At 62.3% G+C, this 18,085-nt stretch carries 12 protein-coding genes; 7 read left to right on the top strand and 5 right to left on the bottom strand.

Going from position 1 to position 18,085, the window contains the following annotated elements; translation table 11 throughout:
- Positions 1-149 precede the first annotated feature (149 nt).
- The 3 genes from IFO71_RS18785 (at position 150) to IFO71_RS18775 (ending at position 4,473) form a co-directional block, all read left to right on the top strand.
- Positions 150-1,664: a transglutaminase-like domain-containing protein gene (locus IFO71_RS18785; RefSeq protein ID WP_192031218.1), complete on the top strand. Its 1,515-nt coding sequence runs from the start codon at positions 150-152 to the stop codon at positions 1,662-1,664.
- Positions 1,661-2,587, top strand: a complete 927-nt coding sequence (locus IFO71_RS18780) for a hypothetical protein (RefSeq protein WP_192031217.1) — start codon at positions 1,661-1,663, stop codon at positions 2,585-2,587. The genes IFO71_RS18785 and IFO71_RS18780 overlap by 4 nt, the downstream gene beginning before the upstream one ends.
- 107 nt (positions 2,588-2,694) lie before the next feature.
- Positions 2,695-4,473, top strand: coding sequence for an acyl-CoA dehydrogenase family protein (locus IFO71_RS18775; protein WP_192031216.1), 1,779 nt, complete (start codon positions 2,695-2,697; stop codon positions 4,471-4,473).
- Positions 4,474-4,944: 471 nt separating this feature from the next.
- Here the strand turns inward: IFO71_RS18775 and IFO71_RS18770 are convergent, their stop codons facing one another.
- The 3 genes from IFO71_RS18770 to IFO71_RS18760 all read right to left on the bottom strand — a co-directional run bounded on the left by IFO71_RS18770 (position 4,945) and on the right by IFO71_RS18760 (position 7,272).
- Positions 4,945-6,210, bottom strand: coding sequence for a sensor histidine kinase (locus IFO71_RS18770; protein WP_192031215.1), 1,266 nt, complete (start codon positions 6,208-6,210; stop codon positions 4,945-4,947).
- 73 nt (positions 6,211-6,283) lie between these two features.
- On the bottom strand, positions 6,284-6,913 hold the full coding sequence (locus IFO71_RS18765; RefSeq protein WP_192031214.1) for an Hpt domain-containing protein: 630 nt from the start codon (positions 6,911-6,913) through the stop codon (positions 6,284-6,286).
- Positions 6,910-7,272: a DUF2237 family protein gene (locus IFO71_RS18760; RefSeq protein ID WP_192031213.1), complete on the bottom strand. Its 363-nt coding sequence runs from the start codon at positions 7,270-7,272 to the stop codon at positions 6,910-6,912. The genes IFO71_RS18765 and IFO71_RS18760 overlap by 4 nt, the downstream gene beginning before the upstream one ends.
- 145 nt (positions 7,273-7,417) lie before the next feature.
- Between IFO71_RS18760 and IFO71_RS18755 the strand changes: the two genes are divergently transcribed.
- The gene (locus tag IFO71_RS18755; RefSeq protein ID WP_192031212.1) at positions 7,418-8,656 is read left to right on the top strand and encodes a saccharopine dehydrogenase family protein; all 1,239 of its coding nucleotides are present in this window, start codon (positions 7,418-7,420) and stop codon (positions 8,654-8,656) included.
- A 366-nt stretch (positions 8,657-9,022) separates the two neighbouring features.
- Here IFO71_RS18755 and IFO71_RS18750 read toward each other — a convergent pair whose 3' ends face one another.
- Together IFO71_RS18750 and IFO71_RS18745 are read right to left on the bottom strand one after the other, a co-directional pair.
- The gene (locus IFO71_RS18750) at positions 9,023-10,009 is read right to left on the bottom strand and encodes an endonuclease/exonuclease/phosphatase family protein (RefSeq protein WP_192031211.1); all 987 of its coding nucleotides are present in this window, start codon (positions 10,007-10,009) and stop codon (positions 9,023-9,025) included.
- A 60-nt stretch (positions 10,010-10,069) separates the two neighbouring features.
- Positions 10,070-13,381, bottom strand: coding sequence for an amidohydrolase family protein (locus IFO71_RS18745; protein WP_225444784.1), 3,312 nt, complete (start codon positions 13,379-13,381; stop codon positions 10,070-10,072).
- A 406-nt stretch (positions 13,382-13,787) separates the two neighbouring features.
- Between IFO71_RS18745 and IFO71_RS18740 the strand changes: the two genes are divergently transcribed.
- The 3 genes from IFO71_RS18740 (at position 13,788) to IFO71_RS18730 (ending at position 17,653) form a co-directional block, all read left to right on the top strand.
- Positions 13,788-15,980, top strand: a complete 2,193-nt coding sequence (locus IFO71_RS18740) for a methyl-accepting chemotaxis protein (protein ID WP_192031210.1) — start codon at positions 13,788-13,790, stop codon at positions 15,978-15,980.
- Positions 15,977-16,747: a substrate-binding periplasmic protein gene (locus IFO71_RS18735; RefSeq protein ID WP_192031209.1), complete on the top strand. Its 771-nt coding sequence runs from the start codon at positions 15,977-15,979 to the stop codon at positions 16,745-16,747. The genes IFO71_RS18740 and IFO71_RS18735 overlap by 4 nt, the downstream gene beginning before the upstream one ends.
- Positions 16,748-16,849: 102 nt before the next feature.
- The gene (locus IFO71_RS18730; RefSeq protein WP_192031208.1) at positions 16,850-17,653 is read left to right on the top strand and encodes a substrate-binding periplasmic protein; all 804 of its coding nucleotides are present in this window, start codon (positions 16,850-16,852) and stop codon (positions 17,651-17,653) included.
- Positions 17,654-18,085: the final 432 nt, after the last annotated feature.

Genomic DNA, 18,085 nt, shown 5'->3' with positions numbered 1-18,085 from the left:
CTGAGTCACTGATAGCGGCGGGTGGCGAATTTTAGCCTCAGCGGCCTGCCATCCAACATCGGCTGGGTGGCTCCGCGTCTTCCCGTGCCGCGCCAAGACCCGTAATGGAAAGGTTGGGAGGGGGGCCAAAGGCCGACATCGAGCCGCTCATGTTTCCTTCGATTTGGCCATGGCATCATCGGCCGATGCGCCTATGCCTCGCTGTTCTGCTGATCTGCCTGCCGTGCCTGAGCACCGCGGCTGAGACTTTGATCGAGCGCTGGTATTCGGTTCGACTGGAGCAACGCCACGTCGGCTACCTGCTGGCCACGCGTGAACTGCAGGATGATCGACTGATTTCCCGCAGCGAACTGCGCATTCAGCTGGAACGCAATGGCGAGCCATTGTCGGTCGAAAGCGAGGAAACGTCGATCGAAACGCCGAGCGGCATTCCGCTCGCCTTCGGCAGTCGCTTCGAAACCTCAGGCACGCGATCGGAGGTCAGCGGCACGATCGATGCGTTTGGTCAGGTGCGGGCCACCATCGAACGTGCAGGCAGATCGGAGACCGTCGACATGCAGTGGCCGGGCAATGCCTTGCTGTCGGAGGGGCAGCGCCTGAGACTGCAAGCATTTCTCGCCGGAGACGCCGAGCACAACGCCTTTCTTGCCTTCGACCCGACGTCTTTGCGCGCGCTGGAAGTGACCCATCGGCGCACGGCCGACGCAGCCAACCCATTTGATCAGTCGGTGTTGGCCAGCTTTGCCGCCAGCGCTACCACTGCCCTCACACAACGCATTGGGCGCGATGGCAGTGCCATTGAAAGCCGAATCCTGTACGAGCGCGAAAGTGCCGTGCCACTGGCCATGCGGGTGCCGGCGCTTGGCCTGTTGTTGGAATTTGTCGCCTGCGATCGCCAGTGCGCGATGGCCACGCCGCAGTCGGCCGATGTGCTGGCGCGCGCCACGGTCAGATCACCGCGCCCGCTGAGCCGGGCCGAACGCGTGCGGGCGCTGCAGTTCGGCATCGAGATCGAGGGACGCAGTGCCGATGCCCTGGCCAACGTGCCAGGCCAGTATCTGACCGGCACGGCCAAGCGTCCAAGGTTGTTGATCGATCCTGAAGGCGGATGGCTGCCGCCGCCAGAGCCACAGGACACCGCATCCACGCCCTGGTTGCAGAGCAATGACCCTGCCATTCAAAGCCTGGCAGCCAGAACCGTTCAGGGAGAGGAACGCGAGCACCAGCGCATGCGCCTGCTGGAACGTCGGGTTCGCGAGGTCATTCGCACCAAATCACTGCGAATTGGCTATGCTTCGGCGCGTGAAGCGCTGGAGCTCGCCGAGGGTGATTGCACTGAACATGCCGTTCTGTTGGCAGCCCTGGCGCGCGCCTCGAACATCCCGGCCCGCGTCGTGACCGGCCTGGCCTACGCCACGCGATTCGGCGATCGCCGCCACGTGTTTGTGCCGCATGCCTGGGTGATCGCCTGGGTCGACGGACGCTGGCGGGGCTACGACGCCGCCCTGCCACGATTCGATGCTGCGCACATCGGCATGGCAGCCGGCCACGGCGATCCATTCGACTTCTATTCCGGCCTGGAGCTGCTCGGCCGGCTGCAGATCCGATCAATCAAGCCCGCATCGCAGCAAGCATTGCGCACGGCCAAGCAGGTCTGGCAATGAACAGGGGGATCCGGCGACATCTGCCCTGGCTGGCCCTGCTCAGCGCTTGGCCGCTCAGCCCGGCAGCAGCCGAGGATTTTGAGGTCGAGAATCCGCGATTAGGCTATCAGGCGCTGATCAGCGACAGTCGGGTGAGCGAGCTGAGCGGCCTTGCCGTGTCACGACAGCACCCGGATCTGATCTGGGTTCACAACGACGGCGGCAATCCATCGGCGCTGTATGGACTCGCCCCGAACGGCGAGGTTCGACTGACGCTGCAGATCGAAACCGAGAATCAGGACTGGGAAGACCTGGCCCTGGTGCCCGATGGCGACCGTTGGCTGCTACTGATCGCCGACACCGGTGACAACGGCGGCTTGCGCAGCACTTTGCGCATCATCGCGGTCGAAGAGCCCAGCGTGCTTGAGGACAGCACGCTGCAGCCGTCCTGGGTGCAGACCTTCCGCTGGCCCGATGGACCGCGCGACTGCGAGGCCATGGCGGTCGATCCGGTGCGACGCGAGATCCTGCTGATATCGAAAAAGCGCGTACCGCCGGAGCTGTTTCGTCTGCCCCTACGCGGCTCGACACCCGGCGAGCTGCTGTCCGCCGAACTGGTAGGGCTGCTGCCTGGCGTCGGCCAACCCGATGCCGAAGACCTCAAGCGAAACCCGGTGTTTGGACGCTATCGGGCTCAGGTCAGTGCCGCTGATGTATCGCCCGACGGCCGTCTTCTGGCGGTGCTGAACTACCGTCAGGTGGTGCTCTATGAACGCGGCAATGGTGAAAGCTGGCGATCTGCCCTCAAGCGGGTGCCAACCGTACTTGGCTACCCCTGGCTGCCACAGGCCGAAGCCTTGGGGTTTCTGCCCGATGGCAATTCCGTGCTGATCGGCTCGGAGAAAGTACCGACACCGATTCTGCGCCTGCGGGTGGTCGACTGATCGACATGCGCATGCATCGGGCCACCATACCAACGCCGAATCGGCGCATGCTCACTATCCGACCCGAAACTCGTCCACTCGTCTGATCATCTGATCGCGGAGGAATCATGAGCAGCTCACCCCAAGCCACACCGACGGCCAGCAACGCCGCTCTCCTGACCGAACGCAGCGCAGCCAAGCACCTGTTTCTCGGTGACATCCTGGAGGAAAACCTGTTCCCCTACCCGCGCATTCGCGAACGCGATCGCGAGTTGCTGGTGCCGATTCTCGACGCCATCGACGAGTTCCTGCAGTCCAAACAGGGCGAGTTGCGCGAGTGGGATGACAGCGGCGAGCAGCCGGCCGAGTTTCTGCAGGCATTGCGCGACATGGGTCTGTTCGGCCTGATCATCCCTGAAGCCGCAGACGGCCTGGAACTGTCCAACGGCGCCTATGCCCGGGTGATCGGCCAATCCAGCCGGCACGACAGCTCGGTCTCACTCACTATCGGCGCCCATTCCTCGATCGGCATGAAGGGCGTGCTGCTGTGGGGCAACGAGGAACAACGCGCGCGCTATCTGCCTCGCTTGGCCAGTGGCGAGTTGATCGCGGCGTTCTGCCTGACCGAATCCGGCGCCGGCTCCGATGCCGCCTCGATTCGCACCAAGGCAGAGAAACAGACCGACGGCAGTTGGCTGCTGAACGGCGAGAAGATCTGGATCACCAATGGCGGCATCGCCGGCTTCTACACCGTGTTCGCGCGTACGGACAGCGATTCCGGCAAGATCTCCGCCTTCCTGGTGGAAGCTGACTGGCCCGGCGTTGCGCACGGCCCACACGAAGACAAGATGGGCATTCGGGCATCGAATACCTGTACTGTGAGTTTCACCGATGTGAGAGTTCCCGCCGAGAACCTGCTCGGCGAGGAGGGCCATGGTTTCAAGGTGGCGATGTCGATTCTCAACAGCGGCCGCACCGGGCTTGGCGGCGGCGCCGTCGGCGCGATGAAGCGGCTGATCGAACTGAGTGTTGCGCAGTCCCAGGATAGAAAGCAGTTCGGCCGACCGATTGCCGATTACGGACTGGTTCGCGAAAAGATCGCGCAGATGAATGTCGACTGCTTTGCCGCAGAAAGCGCAGTTTTCATGGTCGCGCACTACATCGACGCCGGCTGTCTCGACTACTCGACTGAAGCCGCGATCAGCAAGATCTTTGCCTCCGAGGCACTGCAGAAGACGGCACACGAGGCACTGCAGATTGCTGCCGGCAACGGCTTCATGAAAGAGTTTCCGTACGAGAAGTTCAGTCGGGATGCGCGCATCCTCAGTATCTTCGAGGGTACCAACGAAATTCTCCGCCTATACGTGGCCTTGTCCGGACTGAAGGATGTGGGCACTTCGCTGTCCGAACTCAAGTCGGCGGTGGGCAAGATCTTCGATGACCCGATCAAGGGATTCGGTGTGCTCAGTAGCTATGCGCAGCGACGCTTCAGCCACAGCACCGGCTTTGGCGGCGATGAAATCCGTCGTGCCCTGTCGCCGCGTCTGGCCAAGCTGGCGAAGATCTACGAGAAGTACACACGCGAGCTGTCCAGAGTAAGCGACGAAGCATTGCGCCGCTTCGGCCGCGGCATCACTGAACAGCAATTTGCGCTGAAGCGCATTGGCGATCTTTGCATAGACCTGTTCATCGGGCTGTGCGTGATCTCACGGGCACAGAGTCTGATTGAGGCCGGCAGCAAACATGCCGATGAGGCAGAAACGATGGCCGAAGTATTCACTCGGCAGGCACGGCGGCGCATGCTGCGCAACGTGCGCGGCATGGAGCGCAACGAGGACCCGGAGATCGATCGCCTGGCCGCCGCCAGCCTGGAGCGTGGTCGTTACGGTTTCGATGTTCTGGAGTAGCGGCGGTCAGAACGTCTGCGGCCGATCGCATCGGGCATTACCCCCTCCCAACCTCCCCCTCCGGGGCTGCGCGCCGCAAGGGGAGGAGCAAGGCATCAAGGCCCATAGCGGCTGGCGGACCGCCACCCTGGGATCAGGTCCTGCGGCGATTAACCCGGATATTTCATGAGGGGGCGCGGATGATCACCGAGGACTTTGCGTCGAGTGCAAGGCGCGACGAGCCCAAGTGGTGGGCCCACTTGGGCGAGATCGGGACGCAGTCCCGCGTAGCTGCGACAGCAGCCCAACAACGCGGCAATCGGCGCAAAGGACCTCAGGGCGAATGCCCTGCGTAGCCGCGCAGCGGCCGAATGAGGGCCGTGCCAGCGCCGAAAGATCGCGAACACTCTGTTATCTCAACACCATCGGTCGAAACTCTCGCCCCGCTTGGAATCGCCGGATCTTTCGGCGCGACCTCATGAAATATCCGGGTTAACTCGCCGACGCCGGGCCGCTTTTTTCGGCCACCGGGTCTGGCAGCCGTCGCGGCAGACGCAGGCAGAAGTCGGTGCCGACGCCCGGGTGGCTGCTGAAGCTGACACAGCCTTGCAGCTGTCGCTCGGTGGCCTGCTTGACGATATCCAGTCCCAACCCAGTGCCACCCTTGCCGGCTCGGGTGGTGAAGAAGGGCTCCATCGCCTTGGCAGCGACCTCCGGGCTCATACCCTTGCCGTTGTCGATCACCCGCAGTTCCACTTGATCGTCGCCGACGGCAGAGGCGATCAGGCGAACCGTGCCCGGTTGCCCGGGTTCGAAAGCATGAGCCACTGCATTGCCGATCAGATTGCCAACTATCTGACCCAGCGGGCCGGGCAAGGTGATGATGCGCAGGTCATCGGCCACTTCCACCTGCACGTCGATCTCGCGGCGGCGCCACATGGGCGACAACACGAACACGACCTCGCGTAGCCAGGCACCCAGCTCGACCTCACGACACTGCGCGGTCGCCTGGTCCATCGCCTGCTGTTTGAAGCTCTGCAGCATCAGTCGAGCCAGATCTAGGTTCTTAACTGCAAGATTCGCCCCATCACGACTGACCTCGACAAAGCGCTGCAAGGCCGAGCGACTGAGCTGATTGTCTTCCAGCTTGCCAGCCAGTGCGGACAGCTCATCCTGCAGCGTGGTGATCGCCAGCAAGCTGTTGCCAATCGGGTTGCCAATATCATGCGCGAACGAGGCCACCATTCGCCCCAGCGCCTGCAGTTTGGCCGCCTCTTCAAGCTCCAGCCGGGTGGCGCGCAGTTCCATCTGGGTAGCGTTGAGCGCTTGCTCGGCTTGTGCCAGGCCCAGCCGCAGGGTTTCCTGTCGCAGCGACTCACGCTGCAGCAGATTGCGCATGCGCAGCATCAGGATGCGCGGGTCGATCGGCTTGGCGACGAAGTCATCGGCACCGAGATCGAATCCGGCCATCTCGTTCTGCTCGGAGCGATCGGCCGAGATCATGATCACCGGCAGGTGTTCAACGCCGGGAATGGCATGCACGCAGCGCAGCACCTCATGCCCAGACAGATCCGGCAGCTTTACGTCGAGCAGGAGGAGATCCGGTCGAATCCCTTGCTGCACCAAGGCCAGCGCCTGCTGACCGCACTCTGCCCGCAGCGTGGCAAAATCATCCCGCAGTACTTCGTCCAGCCACTCCAGCTGGAGCGGGTCATCATCGACCAGCAACACAAGCGGTTTGGCCCGGTCTTCGTCCATGGAAGACTCACGTTGTCCCCGGAACTCCACTTTGATCCGAGCCGGGCGCGGCGTCAATCAGCGCATAAGCCGGTCAAACGGTAGGGTTATCCTCTGCCGCCGGTGCCAGGATCGCTTGCAGCAGACGTTTGAGTTCAGGCAGGTCGGCTCGCTGCCTGGCCAATTGCAGACAGTGGCCGCCGGTCTCGTCGAACTGCGCCATCAGCCATGCTTCGCTTTGCACCAGCTCATCGAGGACGTCGGCATCCCCTTCGCACAGCAGCCGCCACCAGCGGCGTCGCTGGGTCAGGGTCGGTGCCTGGTCAGCGCTCTGCAGTAGCGGCGGGTGCTCGACCGACCAGCGCCGCAGCGCTTCGAGCGTGTCCTGCATGGTCTGCTGCCACTGCCTCAAGGGCGGGCGATCGGCATCACTGGCCGCCGCTTTCAGCTGCTCCTCCAATGCGCGACTGTGCGCCACCAGTCGCATCGCACCGAGACTGCCGTAGCTGCCACGCAAACCATGCAACTGTCGGCGTGCCTCCTCGCGCGCGCCGTTCTCGACATCGGCCACCACACGCTGCAGATTGCTCTCACCGGAGCGCAGTAGATGGGCCACCATGCGCCGGATCGGCAAGCCGAGCTCACCTTCCGACTCGCCCAGACTGAGAGCCCAGCGCGGATCCAGCAGTTCGGTGTCAGGCTCGGATAGCAGATGATGGCTCATTCGATGACCGCGCAATCCTGCAATTGCTGCAAGGACACCACGCCCAGCGTATTCAGGTGGGTCGCCTCCAGCACCACCTGCGGCGCAAAGCCGGCCAGATAGGCCTCATGCCAGCGTTGCGCGCATAGACACCAGCGATCACCCGGCCGCAGACCAGCAAAATCGTACTCGGGTCGAGGTGTGCTGAGGTCATTGCCTACCGAACGGGAAAAGGCCAGAAACTCGGCGGTCATCACGGTGCATACCCAATGCATGCCGCGATCGTCAGGATCGCTGCGGCAGCAACCGTCGCGAAACCAGCCGGTCAGCGGCGATTGACTACAGACCTGCAGTGGCGTGCCAAGTACATTCAAGGACATCGTTGCCGATCCATCCGTAACGCCCCGAGAGCGATGCTATCCGTTGTTCGTGGCAAACGCTACGTGAAGGCGGTTCCGATCCGCCCCATGGGCCGCGAGCGAGCCGCTACACTCTGCATCGCCACTTCCTGGAGCAAGAGTGCACATGAGTGATTCGCGCTACGACGTCATCGTATTTGGTGCCACCAGCTTCGTTGGCCAGATCCTGTGTCGCTATCTGCTCGACCATTTCGGGCTCAGCGGCGAACTGCGCTGGGCAGCGGCGGGACGTTCACAGAGCAAGCTCGAGGCACTGCGCAAGCAACTCGGATCGAAGGCAGCCGATTTGTCCCTGCTCACCGCTGACGCTGCAGATGAGTCCGCATTGCGCACCCTGTGTGACAGCACCGGTGTGGTGGTCTCAACGGTGGGGCCGTATGCGCTGTATGGCGAACCGTTGGTGAAAGTATGTGCTGAGACGGGCACCGACTACTGCGACCTCACCGGCGAGCCGCAATGGATCGCCCAGATGCTGGCCAAATACGAAGCCAAGGCCAAGGCCAGCGGGGCACGTATCGTGCACTGCTGCGGATTCGACTCGATCCCTTCCGATCTTGGCGTGTACTTCCTGCAACAGGAAGCAAAGCGCCGTTACGGTCAGTACTGCACCCAGGTGAAAATGCGGGTTAAGGCGATTCGCGGCGGGTTCTCCGGTGGCACCGTGGCCAGTCTGCTGAACGCGGTGAAAGAGGCCACCCGCGACCCCAAGGTTCGCAAGGAACTGGCCAATCCGTTTTCTCTGTGCCCGGCGGACCAACGTCCGAAGACCCGGCAGCCGAGCCTGAAGTTCGCCGCCTTTGATCGCGACTTCAAGTCCTGGATTGCGCCCTTCGTGATGGCTGCCATCAACTCTCGCATTGTACAGCGCAGTCACGCGCTCAGCGGGCAGCCCTACACCGAGCGCTTCGTTTACGACGAGGCGATGTTGACCGGCGCGGGCCTAGCCGGTCGCATGCGCGCCACCAGCATGGCCAGCGGCATGTTGGTATTCATGGCCGCCAGCGCCACCCAGGCGACGCGCTGGATCGTCGAGAAGTTCGTGCCGGCACCGGGCGAAGGTCCGACGCCGGAGCAGCAGCAGAAGGGCTTCTTCGATCTGCGCTTCCACGGCAGCATCGACGACGGCCGCAGTCTGCGCTGCAAGTTCACCGGCGATCGCGACCCCGGCTACGGCTCGACCGCCAAGATGCTCGGCCAGGCCGCCGCCTGCCTGGCACTCGACCGCCCCAAGAACGAATTGCCCGGCGGCTTCTGGACCCCGTCCACGGCGATGGGCGAGCAGCTGATTCCCAGGCTGCAAGCGCATGCCGGCATTGTTATTGAGGTGCTGGAGCGACCGGCTTAACAGGCTGCTTAGGCTAGACAACGGCCTGCCAGGGCGAGCCATGCACGGCGCGCGGAGGTCGAGCAAGGCACGCGTTGATTTCCAATGCCCTTCGACACGCTCAGCGCGCGTCATTGCGGCCACGCGCTCGCTGAGCTTGTCGAAGCGAGCCTCGACAGCGCGTCGCACCAGTCAGTGGCGTGGCCTTTCGGGTCTCGCGCGGTGGCAGACCATGGCAGCAACCTTGGCTGATTGCTTCGCCCCAGGTACCCTTCGACAGGCTCAGGGACCGCCCTTCGACAGGCTCAGGGACCGCCCTTCGACAGGCTCAGGGACCGCCCTTCGACAGGCTCAGGGTGCGCTTTCGGCAGAGTCAGGCTGAAGCCCCTATTCAGCCGCCGCGTCCGACGCGGCGTCTTGCCAGGCCAGATCAGCCACGACCGGCCGGTGCTGCGACATCTTGCGCGAAGCCTGCTTGTTGAGCCCCCACTCCAGCGCTTCGAGCTGATTGAAGCGCTCACTGTCGAAGATCTGCGATCTCACTTCGCGCAAACGCGATGTGTAGAAGAGAAAATCCATTCGCTGCGATTTGAAGGGGGTGCCGCGACCATCCCAGGTCCAGTCATGGCGACTGTTGCGATGCAGGGCACCTACCGCCCACAGGCGCTGTTCGCCGCGACCGGTTAGCAGATCGTAGGGCTGCTGGCCCTGCACGTTGTTGAGGTCGACACCCACCACCACCGCATCGGCTTGTGTCCTTTGCCAAGCTGCCAGCACAGCATTGCGGAGCATCCAGGCTTCCAGCTGGCGGCGATGCTCCTGCCAGCTCCAGGCGGTGTCGCCGCAGCATTGAAAGTCAGCACTGACCAGTAGCACACGACGCCCCTGATGATTCAGCAGTGCGCCGACCGAGGGAAACTCGCCGGTTGGCCCCACCCGCAACGGACGCGCGCTGCCGGCAGCCGCCACCCACTCGGCCATCTTGCCTTCCGGGTAGCGAATCTGATCGAACTCATCCACGCGTTCCAGCGGCCAGCGCGACAGCACCGCGGCCTTCTGATCGCCACTGCCCTGCCGGCCGATCACAAAGCTCCATCCCCGGGTCGAGACATCGGCATCCAGCCATTGGCGCAGCCTTCTATCCTGCAGGTCACCGGGCATCTCATCGAGCAGGGCAATATCAGCCTTGCTGACTTGCAACACCCGCCGGGTGAGCTCCGTGTGCTCGAAGAACTGCTCGCGTGACACGTTCCAGCTCAACACGCGGAAGCTGGTTTCCGCCGACCGCGGCAGCCACTCCGTCGCCGATGCCCAGGGCGCCAGCAGCAAGGCCAGCATGCCGAGGGCCAGACGCATCATCGATAGGCTAGGCATTCGATCCTCCGGGTACAGATGCCGCCAGCAAACACGCCACAGCAATGCTCGCACAGTTGCTCAGTGCGTGTGAGCGCCGCTCTTCGGACAATGACAGGGCGCAGTCGGCCCATACTGCAAACCGTACTGGCGACCGGCGCGGTGGCGCTGCCAGTGAAACTGCGGCGCCGGCACCTGCTGTCCGCCAACTTCAGCCATGTCCTGGGTGTCGAACAGGCGACCGTTCACCATCACCATGGCGCTATCGGCCGTGACGCGAAGGTTTTCCAGTGGATTGCCATTCAACACCACCAGATCCGCCCGCTTGCCGACTTCGATCGAGCCCAGCTGCTTGCCCATGCCGATGTAGTCAGCGCCATCGATGGTGGCCGCTCGCAACGCTTCGAACGGCGAGAAACCGCCCTGCTCGAGCATCCAGATTTCCCAGTGCGGCGCCAGGCCCTGCATCTGGCCGTGGCCTCCGACCTGAATCTTGACCCCGGCGTCACGCAGCTGCTTCGCTGCCTTGGCCACTTCGATGTGGTAGTAGTCCCAGTCTGGCGCAATCTCTCGTCGAATCGACATGGCATCCAGCGTTTCTCGCGGGAAGAACCTGTTCAGTTTGCGGTCTTCCCAAACCGGGTCACGGGCGTAGAACCAGCGCTCGCCCGACAGCCCACCGTAGGTCACCACCAGGGTCGGCGTATTACGCACGTCGGTGCCGGCCATCAGCTGAATAACGTCCTTGTACAAGGGCGCAATCGGCAGATTGTGCTCAATCCCGGTTGCACCATCCAACACCATTGGCAGGTTCAGAAAGAAGGTCGAGCCTCCCTCCTCTACCACCAGCATGCCCAGTTCACGCGCAGCCTGATTGATCTGCTGATGCTGATTGCGACGCGGTTGGTTGTAGCTCTTGACCGAAAAAGCGCCCAGCGCCTTCATGCGACGCAGATGCGAGCGAGCGTCATCGAGCGAATTGATTTCCGCCTTGAAGTCTCCGTCGGCGCCGTACAGGATGGTGCCGGTGGAGAACACGCGCGGCCCGACCATTTTGCCGGCCTTGACCAATTCAGCCTGTGAGAACACGAATTCACTGGTTGCCGAGGGATCGTGGGCAGTCGTGATACCGAAGGCCAGATTGGCGTAGTAGGCCCAGTTCTGCTGCGGAATCACCCCGCCCTCGAAATGCGACACATGAGCGTGAGCGTCGATGATGCCAGGGATCACCGTCTTGCCTTGAATATCGACCACCCGACTGCCATCCGGCACCCGAACCTCTCCACGCTTACCCACCGCGCGAATGCTGTCGCCCTGAATCAACACGACGGCATCTTCGATCACCTCTTCTGCGTTCTCGGCATCGCGCATGCTGATCACCCGTGCGCCGACCAAGGCCACGTAGCCTTCCGGCGCATACACCGGTTGACTCAACCCCAGTTCGATGCCCTTCAGGTCTTTCAGTTCAGGCAGCGTGCTCTTGGCGCCGGGCAAGAAGGCGAAGGTCTCCTGCAGATCGCGGCTGAAGTACTGATTGCCCACCACCCAATGCAGGCTATCGGCATCGGACCAGTGCAGGTACGAGCCCACATCACGACTGACCTGCGCTACCGGCACGCTCTTGCTTTCGCGGCTCAGCTCGATCGACTGCCCGGTGCGCGGCATCGGCGCAACATAGGCATTGAACAATTCGGTCCACGCCACCCAGCGGCCATCCGGGCTCAGCTCGACCAGATCGGGATACTTGAGACTGAGCAACTGTCGCGGCTCTTCCCCGGCCAATCCGACACTGACCAGTTTGCGAGCCGGCTCCTTGTCGCTGAAGTTGCCAGTGAAGTACAACACCCGTTGACCATCGACGCTGAACTGCGGCCGCTCGCCTTCTCGGGCAATACGCACAGCCTGCTCGGCTCCGGCACGCAGCAGGTAGATGCCGGCATCGCCGCTCCACAGCTGTCCGGTCAGCGAACTGCCCGAGTCCTTGCTTAACACAATGTTTAAACCATCCGGCGAATATCGCGGCCCGTAGTAGTAGCCGGGCGGCAGCGGCAGTTCGCGTTCCTTGCCGCTGTCGAGCTCACGCTCGATCACTCGCACCAGATCCTGATCGTTCCAGCGCGTGTATAGTAGCTTGCGTCCATCGGCGCTGAAGCTTGGCTGATACTCGAAGTCGCTGTCATTGTTGGTCAAACGGCTGGGCTTGCCGCTCGGCAAATTTCGCGTCCATAGCTTGCCCACGGCGTGAAATACGACCGTCTTGCCATGCGGAGCGGTGGCCACGTCGCGAATCATCTTGGCATCGAACTCTCCACTCTCCAGTGGTTGCTCGAAGCGCAGCGGCTCGGCCACCTGCTGCTCGACCTCGGCCACGAACGGAATGCGGCTTGGCGCAGCGCCATCGGTAGGCAATTTCCACAGACCGCCCTGGGCCCAGATCACCAGAGCAGAGCCATCGGGCAGCCAGTCATAGTTGGCGTACGGCCCGAAGATCGCCCAGGCCTCCTGCTGGTCGTGACTGAGGCCGTCCCACAGCGGCCGCAGCTTGCCGGAGGCGAGATCGATCAGGTGCAGTACCGACTTGTCGCGCACCCGGCGCACAAAGGCCAGGGTCTGGCCATCGGGCGAGATCTGCGGACGCACCGCACCGCCCGGACCGCGCACTACGTCCACGACCTCGCCGGTTTCGCGATCGAGGCGCCGAATCGCGTAGATCAGACCGTGTGGATCCTTGTTGTATTGAAAGCTCGGCCCTGGACTGACGTCTTCCGAGAAATAGACATAGCGGCCATCCGGGCTGATCTCAGGCTCGCCCTGATCTTGCTGATTGTTCTTCTGCTTGGTGAGCTGCAGGCCCGCCATGCCGCCGCTGACGTGGTACATCCACAATTCGCCCGCACCCAGCGAGCGCTGACCGGTGAAGTGCTTGCGGCCGATCAGATATTGGCCATCGGGCGTCCACACCGGGTTGTTCAGCAGGCGGAATTCCTCCTTGCTGACCTGCACCGGATTCTTGCCGTCGCTGCCGATGCGCCAGAGATTGTTGCCGCCACCGCGATCTGAGGTGAAAGCGATCTGCTTGCCATCAGGAGAGAAGCGCGGTTGCACATCAAACGCCCTTCCTGAGGTGAGGCGCTTGGCCTGGCCGCCGTCGATCGGCAGTAGATACAGGTCCCCCAGCAAGTCGAACACGATGTGCTTGCCGTCCGGCGACACATCGAGATCCATCCACGTACCTTCGTCGGTACTGAAGCGGATGGTCTTGGCTGCCGGCAGACTGCTTTCCACCGACCATTCCTTACTGTTGTCCTTGCCTCGGTCCTGGTTGGATTTCGCCGCCTGAATCGACAGCGGCAAGGCGAGCATCAGGGCAGCAGCAAGAAGATGACGAGGCATGAGCACTCCGGCAAACATGAGACAGCTCGCAAGCGTACTCGATTCTCTCGACAAATCAGCCTCCGATGGCGCGCCTCGCCGGGCAAATTCAGGCGAATGTGCGCACCACGTGAAGAGACACGGCCCAACTGCAGGTTCAAGGTCGACAGTTCTACCAATAGTGGCGCCATACCCGTTCCATTTTTCCCTCATTGTGCGAAACTTCACCAAGGCCCCAAGGGGGCCAGGTCAGGAAGACCGTGAACCATCCTGTTGTCGATGCGATACCCGAGAGCGATCGGCTGGCGGGCGACGATCGATTCTCACGCGGTGAGTTGCTGACAGCTCGGCTCATGCCGGCATGCAGTTGCCCCATCGCACGCTGTCCATCACGGCCCGCCTTCGCTCGTCTACGCGGGGGTGTTCGATGCGTTGGTGGAAGGGTCTCGGTACACGGATTACCGTCGCATCAATTCTTGCCTTGGTGCTGGTCGTCTGGGCGGCCAACTGGCTATCTGCAGCCGCCACAAGCGAGCGCATGGAGGCGCAACTCAACAGTGCCGCCGATGGCATCGTAGCGCGCCTGCAACTCAGCCTGATCGAACCGGTCTGGAATCTGAACACCGATCAGGCAAACAAGCTGGTGGCGGTGGAACTGAATTTTCCGGGCTTGATCGCCGCTCAGGTCAGTGACGAATCGGGCACTCAGATCGTCGGCCTGCGGCAGCGTGAAACTGAGGATGGCGAATTACTGGAGTTCACTGAGCCTCCCGCCAGCTTCTACCTGACTCGCGAGGCCAAGATCGATCGCGAAGGCGAGAGTATCGGCACCATTCGCCTTTGGCTCAGCGACATCACCATTCAGCAAGAGCTCGACGCCGCCTCGTCGGCAGACATGCGCAAGTTCGCTGGCGTCGGAATTGCCCTGGTGCTGATTCTCAATCTGCTGCTAAGGCGCTGGGTGACCACGCCGCTGGGACAGATGAGCCAGATCATCGGCAAGCTGGTCGAGCTCAAACCCGGTGAATCGCTGGAACAGATCAGTCGCCAGCAGTCGGCACTGAAGGCACGCTACGGACGCGACTCCTCGGAAACCGGTCAGCTGACCCGCTCTCTCGACCGCTTTGTCGATCTGTTCGGCGAGCTGAAGGAAACCACCGACTCCGCGCAGCGCGCCGGCCGCGGCTTGACCTGTGCATCGGCCAACCTGGCGCTGCTCGACCGCGACGGTTGCCTGGTGCTGCTGAACGACGCGTTTGCCAACTACCTGCACAAGGAACCGGACGTCGCCGACGCCCTGGGGGCCTGCGAAGGCGAGCTGACCGGCAAATGCAAAGTCGCCGAATCATTGGCGGCCAAGATCGGACAGTCGCTACCCTCGCTGCAGGCGCCGCTCAATCTTGAGTGCGAACTGGCGCATGCCCACGGTTCACTGGATATTTCACCGGTGGCCAGTACCAGCGGTGAACGTCTGGGTTATGTGGTGCAGTGGTACGACATGACCGAGGAGCTCAAGCAACAGCAACTGGAGCGTCGCATCGCCCAGGAGCTCTCCACCGTGGTCGCCGCCGCCACCGTCGGCGACCTCAAGGCGCGTATTCAGGTCGGCGACGAGAAAGGCGTGCTGGCGCAGCTGGCACAGCAGGTCAACAGCCTGCTCTCCGGCTTCGACAATGCCCTGGTAAAGATTCAGGACATGCATCATGCGCTGGCCGCCGGCGATCTCACCCATCGAATGCAGGAGCCAAGCTGGCAAGGTGCCTTCGCCGACGTCCGTGATAACGCCAATGAGACGCTGCAGCGATTGTCCGAGCTGGTTTCCAGCCTACGCGAAGCCGCCAAGTCCGTGGCCAATCACGCCGCCGAAATCCGCACCAGCACCGATGATCTGTCGCGTCGTATCGAAGCCCAGGCGGCGTCGTTGGAGCAGTCGGCGGCCAATATGAAGGAGTTGACCGATCTGGTGGGCGAGAATGAGCGCGATTCGCGCGACTCCAGCCAACAGAGCACGGTGGCCGATGAAGCAGCCCAGCAAGGTGGCGAGACCATCAGCCGCATGCAGTCGCGCATGAGCGAAATCGGCAAGGGCAGCCGGCGCATCATGGAGATCGTGCAGCTGATCGACGACATCGCCTTTCAAACCAATCTGCTGGCCTTGAACGCGGCGGTCGAAGCCGCCCGGGCCGGCGATATGGGCCGTGGCTTCGCTGTGGTGGCGACTGAAGTGCGGGCCTTGGCCAAGCGTGCCGCCGACAATGCGAAGGACATCCGCGCCCTGCTGTCGAGCAGTGACGGTGAAGTGCAACAAGGCATTCGTCTGGCCGGCGAACTGTCCACCGCCATCGCATCGATTTCGGAGGCGGTGGGCAGCTCAAGCCGCCTGGCCCGAAAGATAGCCGAGGCCACATCGCAACAGGCCAATTCGATACGTGAAGTGCAGACGGTGATCAGCGATCTCGACAACATCACCCAGCAGAACAGTGGTATCGCTGAGCGCACCGCTGGCGTGTCGGCCTCGCTGGATGAGAAGGCCGAAGTCGTGATGTCGATGCTGGCCCGCTTTCAACTGGACACCACGGGATCATCTAAACCAAGTGCTAAGAAGGAGAAGCGCAGATGAAACAAGCTATTGGACGCCGCAGCTGGCTGATTGCGAGTGCGCTGTTCTGCACGACCTTGTTTTCCGGGACGCTGCAGGCAGAGGAGAAAGTCATCCGCCTGACCAGCCTTGAGTGGCCGCCCTATTCCGGCGCTGCCATTGATCAGCAAGGGGCCAGCGTGGCCGTGGTGCGCGCCGCCGCCGAAGCCATGGGCTATAAGCTTGAGGTCAAGTTCTTCCCATGGAACCGCGCTGTGGCCGCAGCGGAAGACCCAAAGAGCGGCTACCACGGCTATTTTCCCGAGTATCATTCGGACGATGTGGCCAGCAAGTTCAAGCTTTCCGACAGCATTGGCAGCGGACCGCTGGGCTTCGTTGAGTCGAGCTCAGCCCCGGTCAGCTGGAGTTCCCTGGCCGACCTCAAGGGCAAGCCGATCGGTGTGGTCGATGGCTATGTCAACACCACCGACTTCGACGCCCAGGTTGCATCCGGCGAGCTGAAAGCAGAAGCGGTGAGCGACGATCTGACCAATATCAAGAAGGTGGCCGCCGGTCGCATCGCGCTCGCGGTGATCGACAAGAATGTGCTGGGCTATCTGCTTGCCAATGAAGCCAGCCTGGCGGCAGCCAAGGACAAGGTTCAGTTCAACAGCAAGCTGCTGGAAGACAAGCAACTGTTCATCGCCTTCCAGAATTCAGACAAGGGCGCTGCCGCCGCCAAGGTCATCAATGACGGCCTGAAGAAGATTGATGTCAATGCAGTCATGAACAAGTTCCTGACCCCCTGAGGTTCGCCAATCTGACCCGACAATCGAACGCAACGCAGCGTTTGTCGCGCATCCTGCAAGGTTGACCCAGCGGAACGGTGTGTTGAACGAGGAGAATTCGGCATGAAATCGCATCAGGCAATAATGAAGATGACCAAGGTTCGACGCGCAGGCTGGCTGCTCAGCCTGGCAGGGATGGCGTGTTTCGGCACGGCCCAGGCCGCCACCATCAGCATCGTTGCCGACGAGTGGTGCCCGTATAACTGCGAGCCCGGCAGCGACAAGCCCGGCTTCATGATCGAGATTGCCGAGAAAACCCTCGGCGCCGCCGGGCACACCATCGACTACAAGAACATGCCCTGGTCGCGTGCGATCGATGAGGCGCGCAAGGGCAAGTTCGACGCCATTGTCGGCGCAGCCAAGGACGATGCGCCGGATTTCACCTATCCAGCCGAGCCACTCGGCCTGAGCGGCTCGATATTTGTGGTGCGCAAAGGTGAGGCCTGGAGATACGCCGGATTGGATTCGCTCGCCGGGCACGCGATTGGCGTGATTCAGGACTACAGCTACGACGACGAGCTTGACCAGTATATCGAGGCGAATGCCAAGGACAGCGCGAAGGTGCAAGTCGCTGCTGGCGAAACAGCCCTGGAAACCAATATCAAGAAACTCGAAGCCAAACGCATCGACGCACTGGTGGAGGATCAGTCAGTGTTGAACTATGCCCTGGCGCAGGCGGGAAAGTCCGGCGCTTTCGATCTGGCCGGAAAGCTCAGCGACGCGGAGATCTACATCGCCTTTTCCCCAGCCAAGAAGGAATCCGCTGAGTATGCCAAGATTCTCTCAGAGGGATTGGCCAAGCTGCGCGCCTCCGGCGAGCTCAAGCAGATCCTGGCGAAGTACGGCCTGGAAGACTGGAAGAAGTAGAGCCTGCTTAGCATGTCAGTTGGGCGTATTGTGGAGGTGGGCGACACGCCCACCCTATTCGCCGCGCTGCACTTATCTAACCGACGTTGAAGTACTTCCTTCCCCGAATCCAGTCCGGGGAAGGCTCTGGAGGCTTTCGGCGCAACCGTTCGACCAGCTCACGGCAAGCCGGTCGCGGCAAAGCCGCGCCAGCGTTGCCGGAAAGCAAACACGCGCTGTGCTCGATTTCCGCGCTCGCCTTCAAAGGCGCACCCAATGCCAGCCCGGATATTTCATGAGGGGGCGCGGATGATCACCGAGGACTTTGCCTCGAGTGCAAGGCGCGACGAGCCCAAGTGGTGGGCCCACTTGGGCGAGATCGGGACGCAGTCCCGCGTAGCTGCGACAGCAGCCGACCGAGCGTAGCGAAGGCGCAGGCTACGAAGTAGCCGT

It is taken from the genome of Pseudomarimonas arenosa, assembly GCF_014841215.1.
In the GTDB taxonomy this organism is placed as follows: Bacteria; Pseudomonadota; Gammaproteobacteria; order Xanthomonadales; family Xanthomonadaceae; genus Pseudomarimonas; species Pseudomarimonas arenosa.
This window is presented reverse-complemented; position numbering and strand designations above follow the sequence as displayed.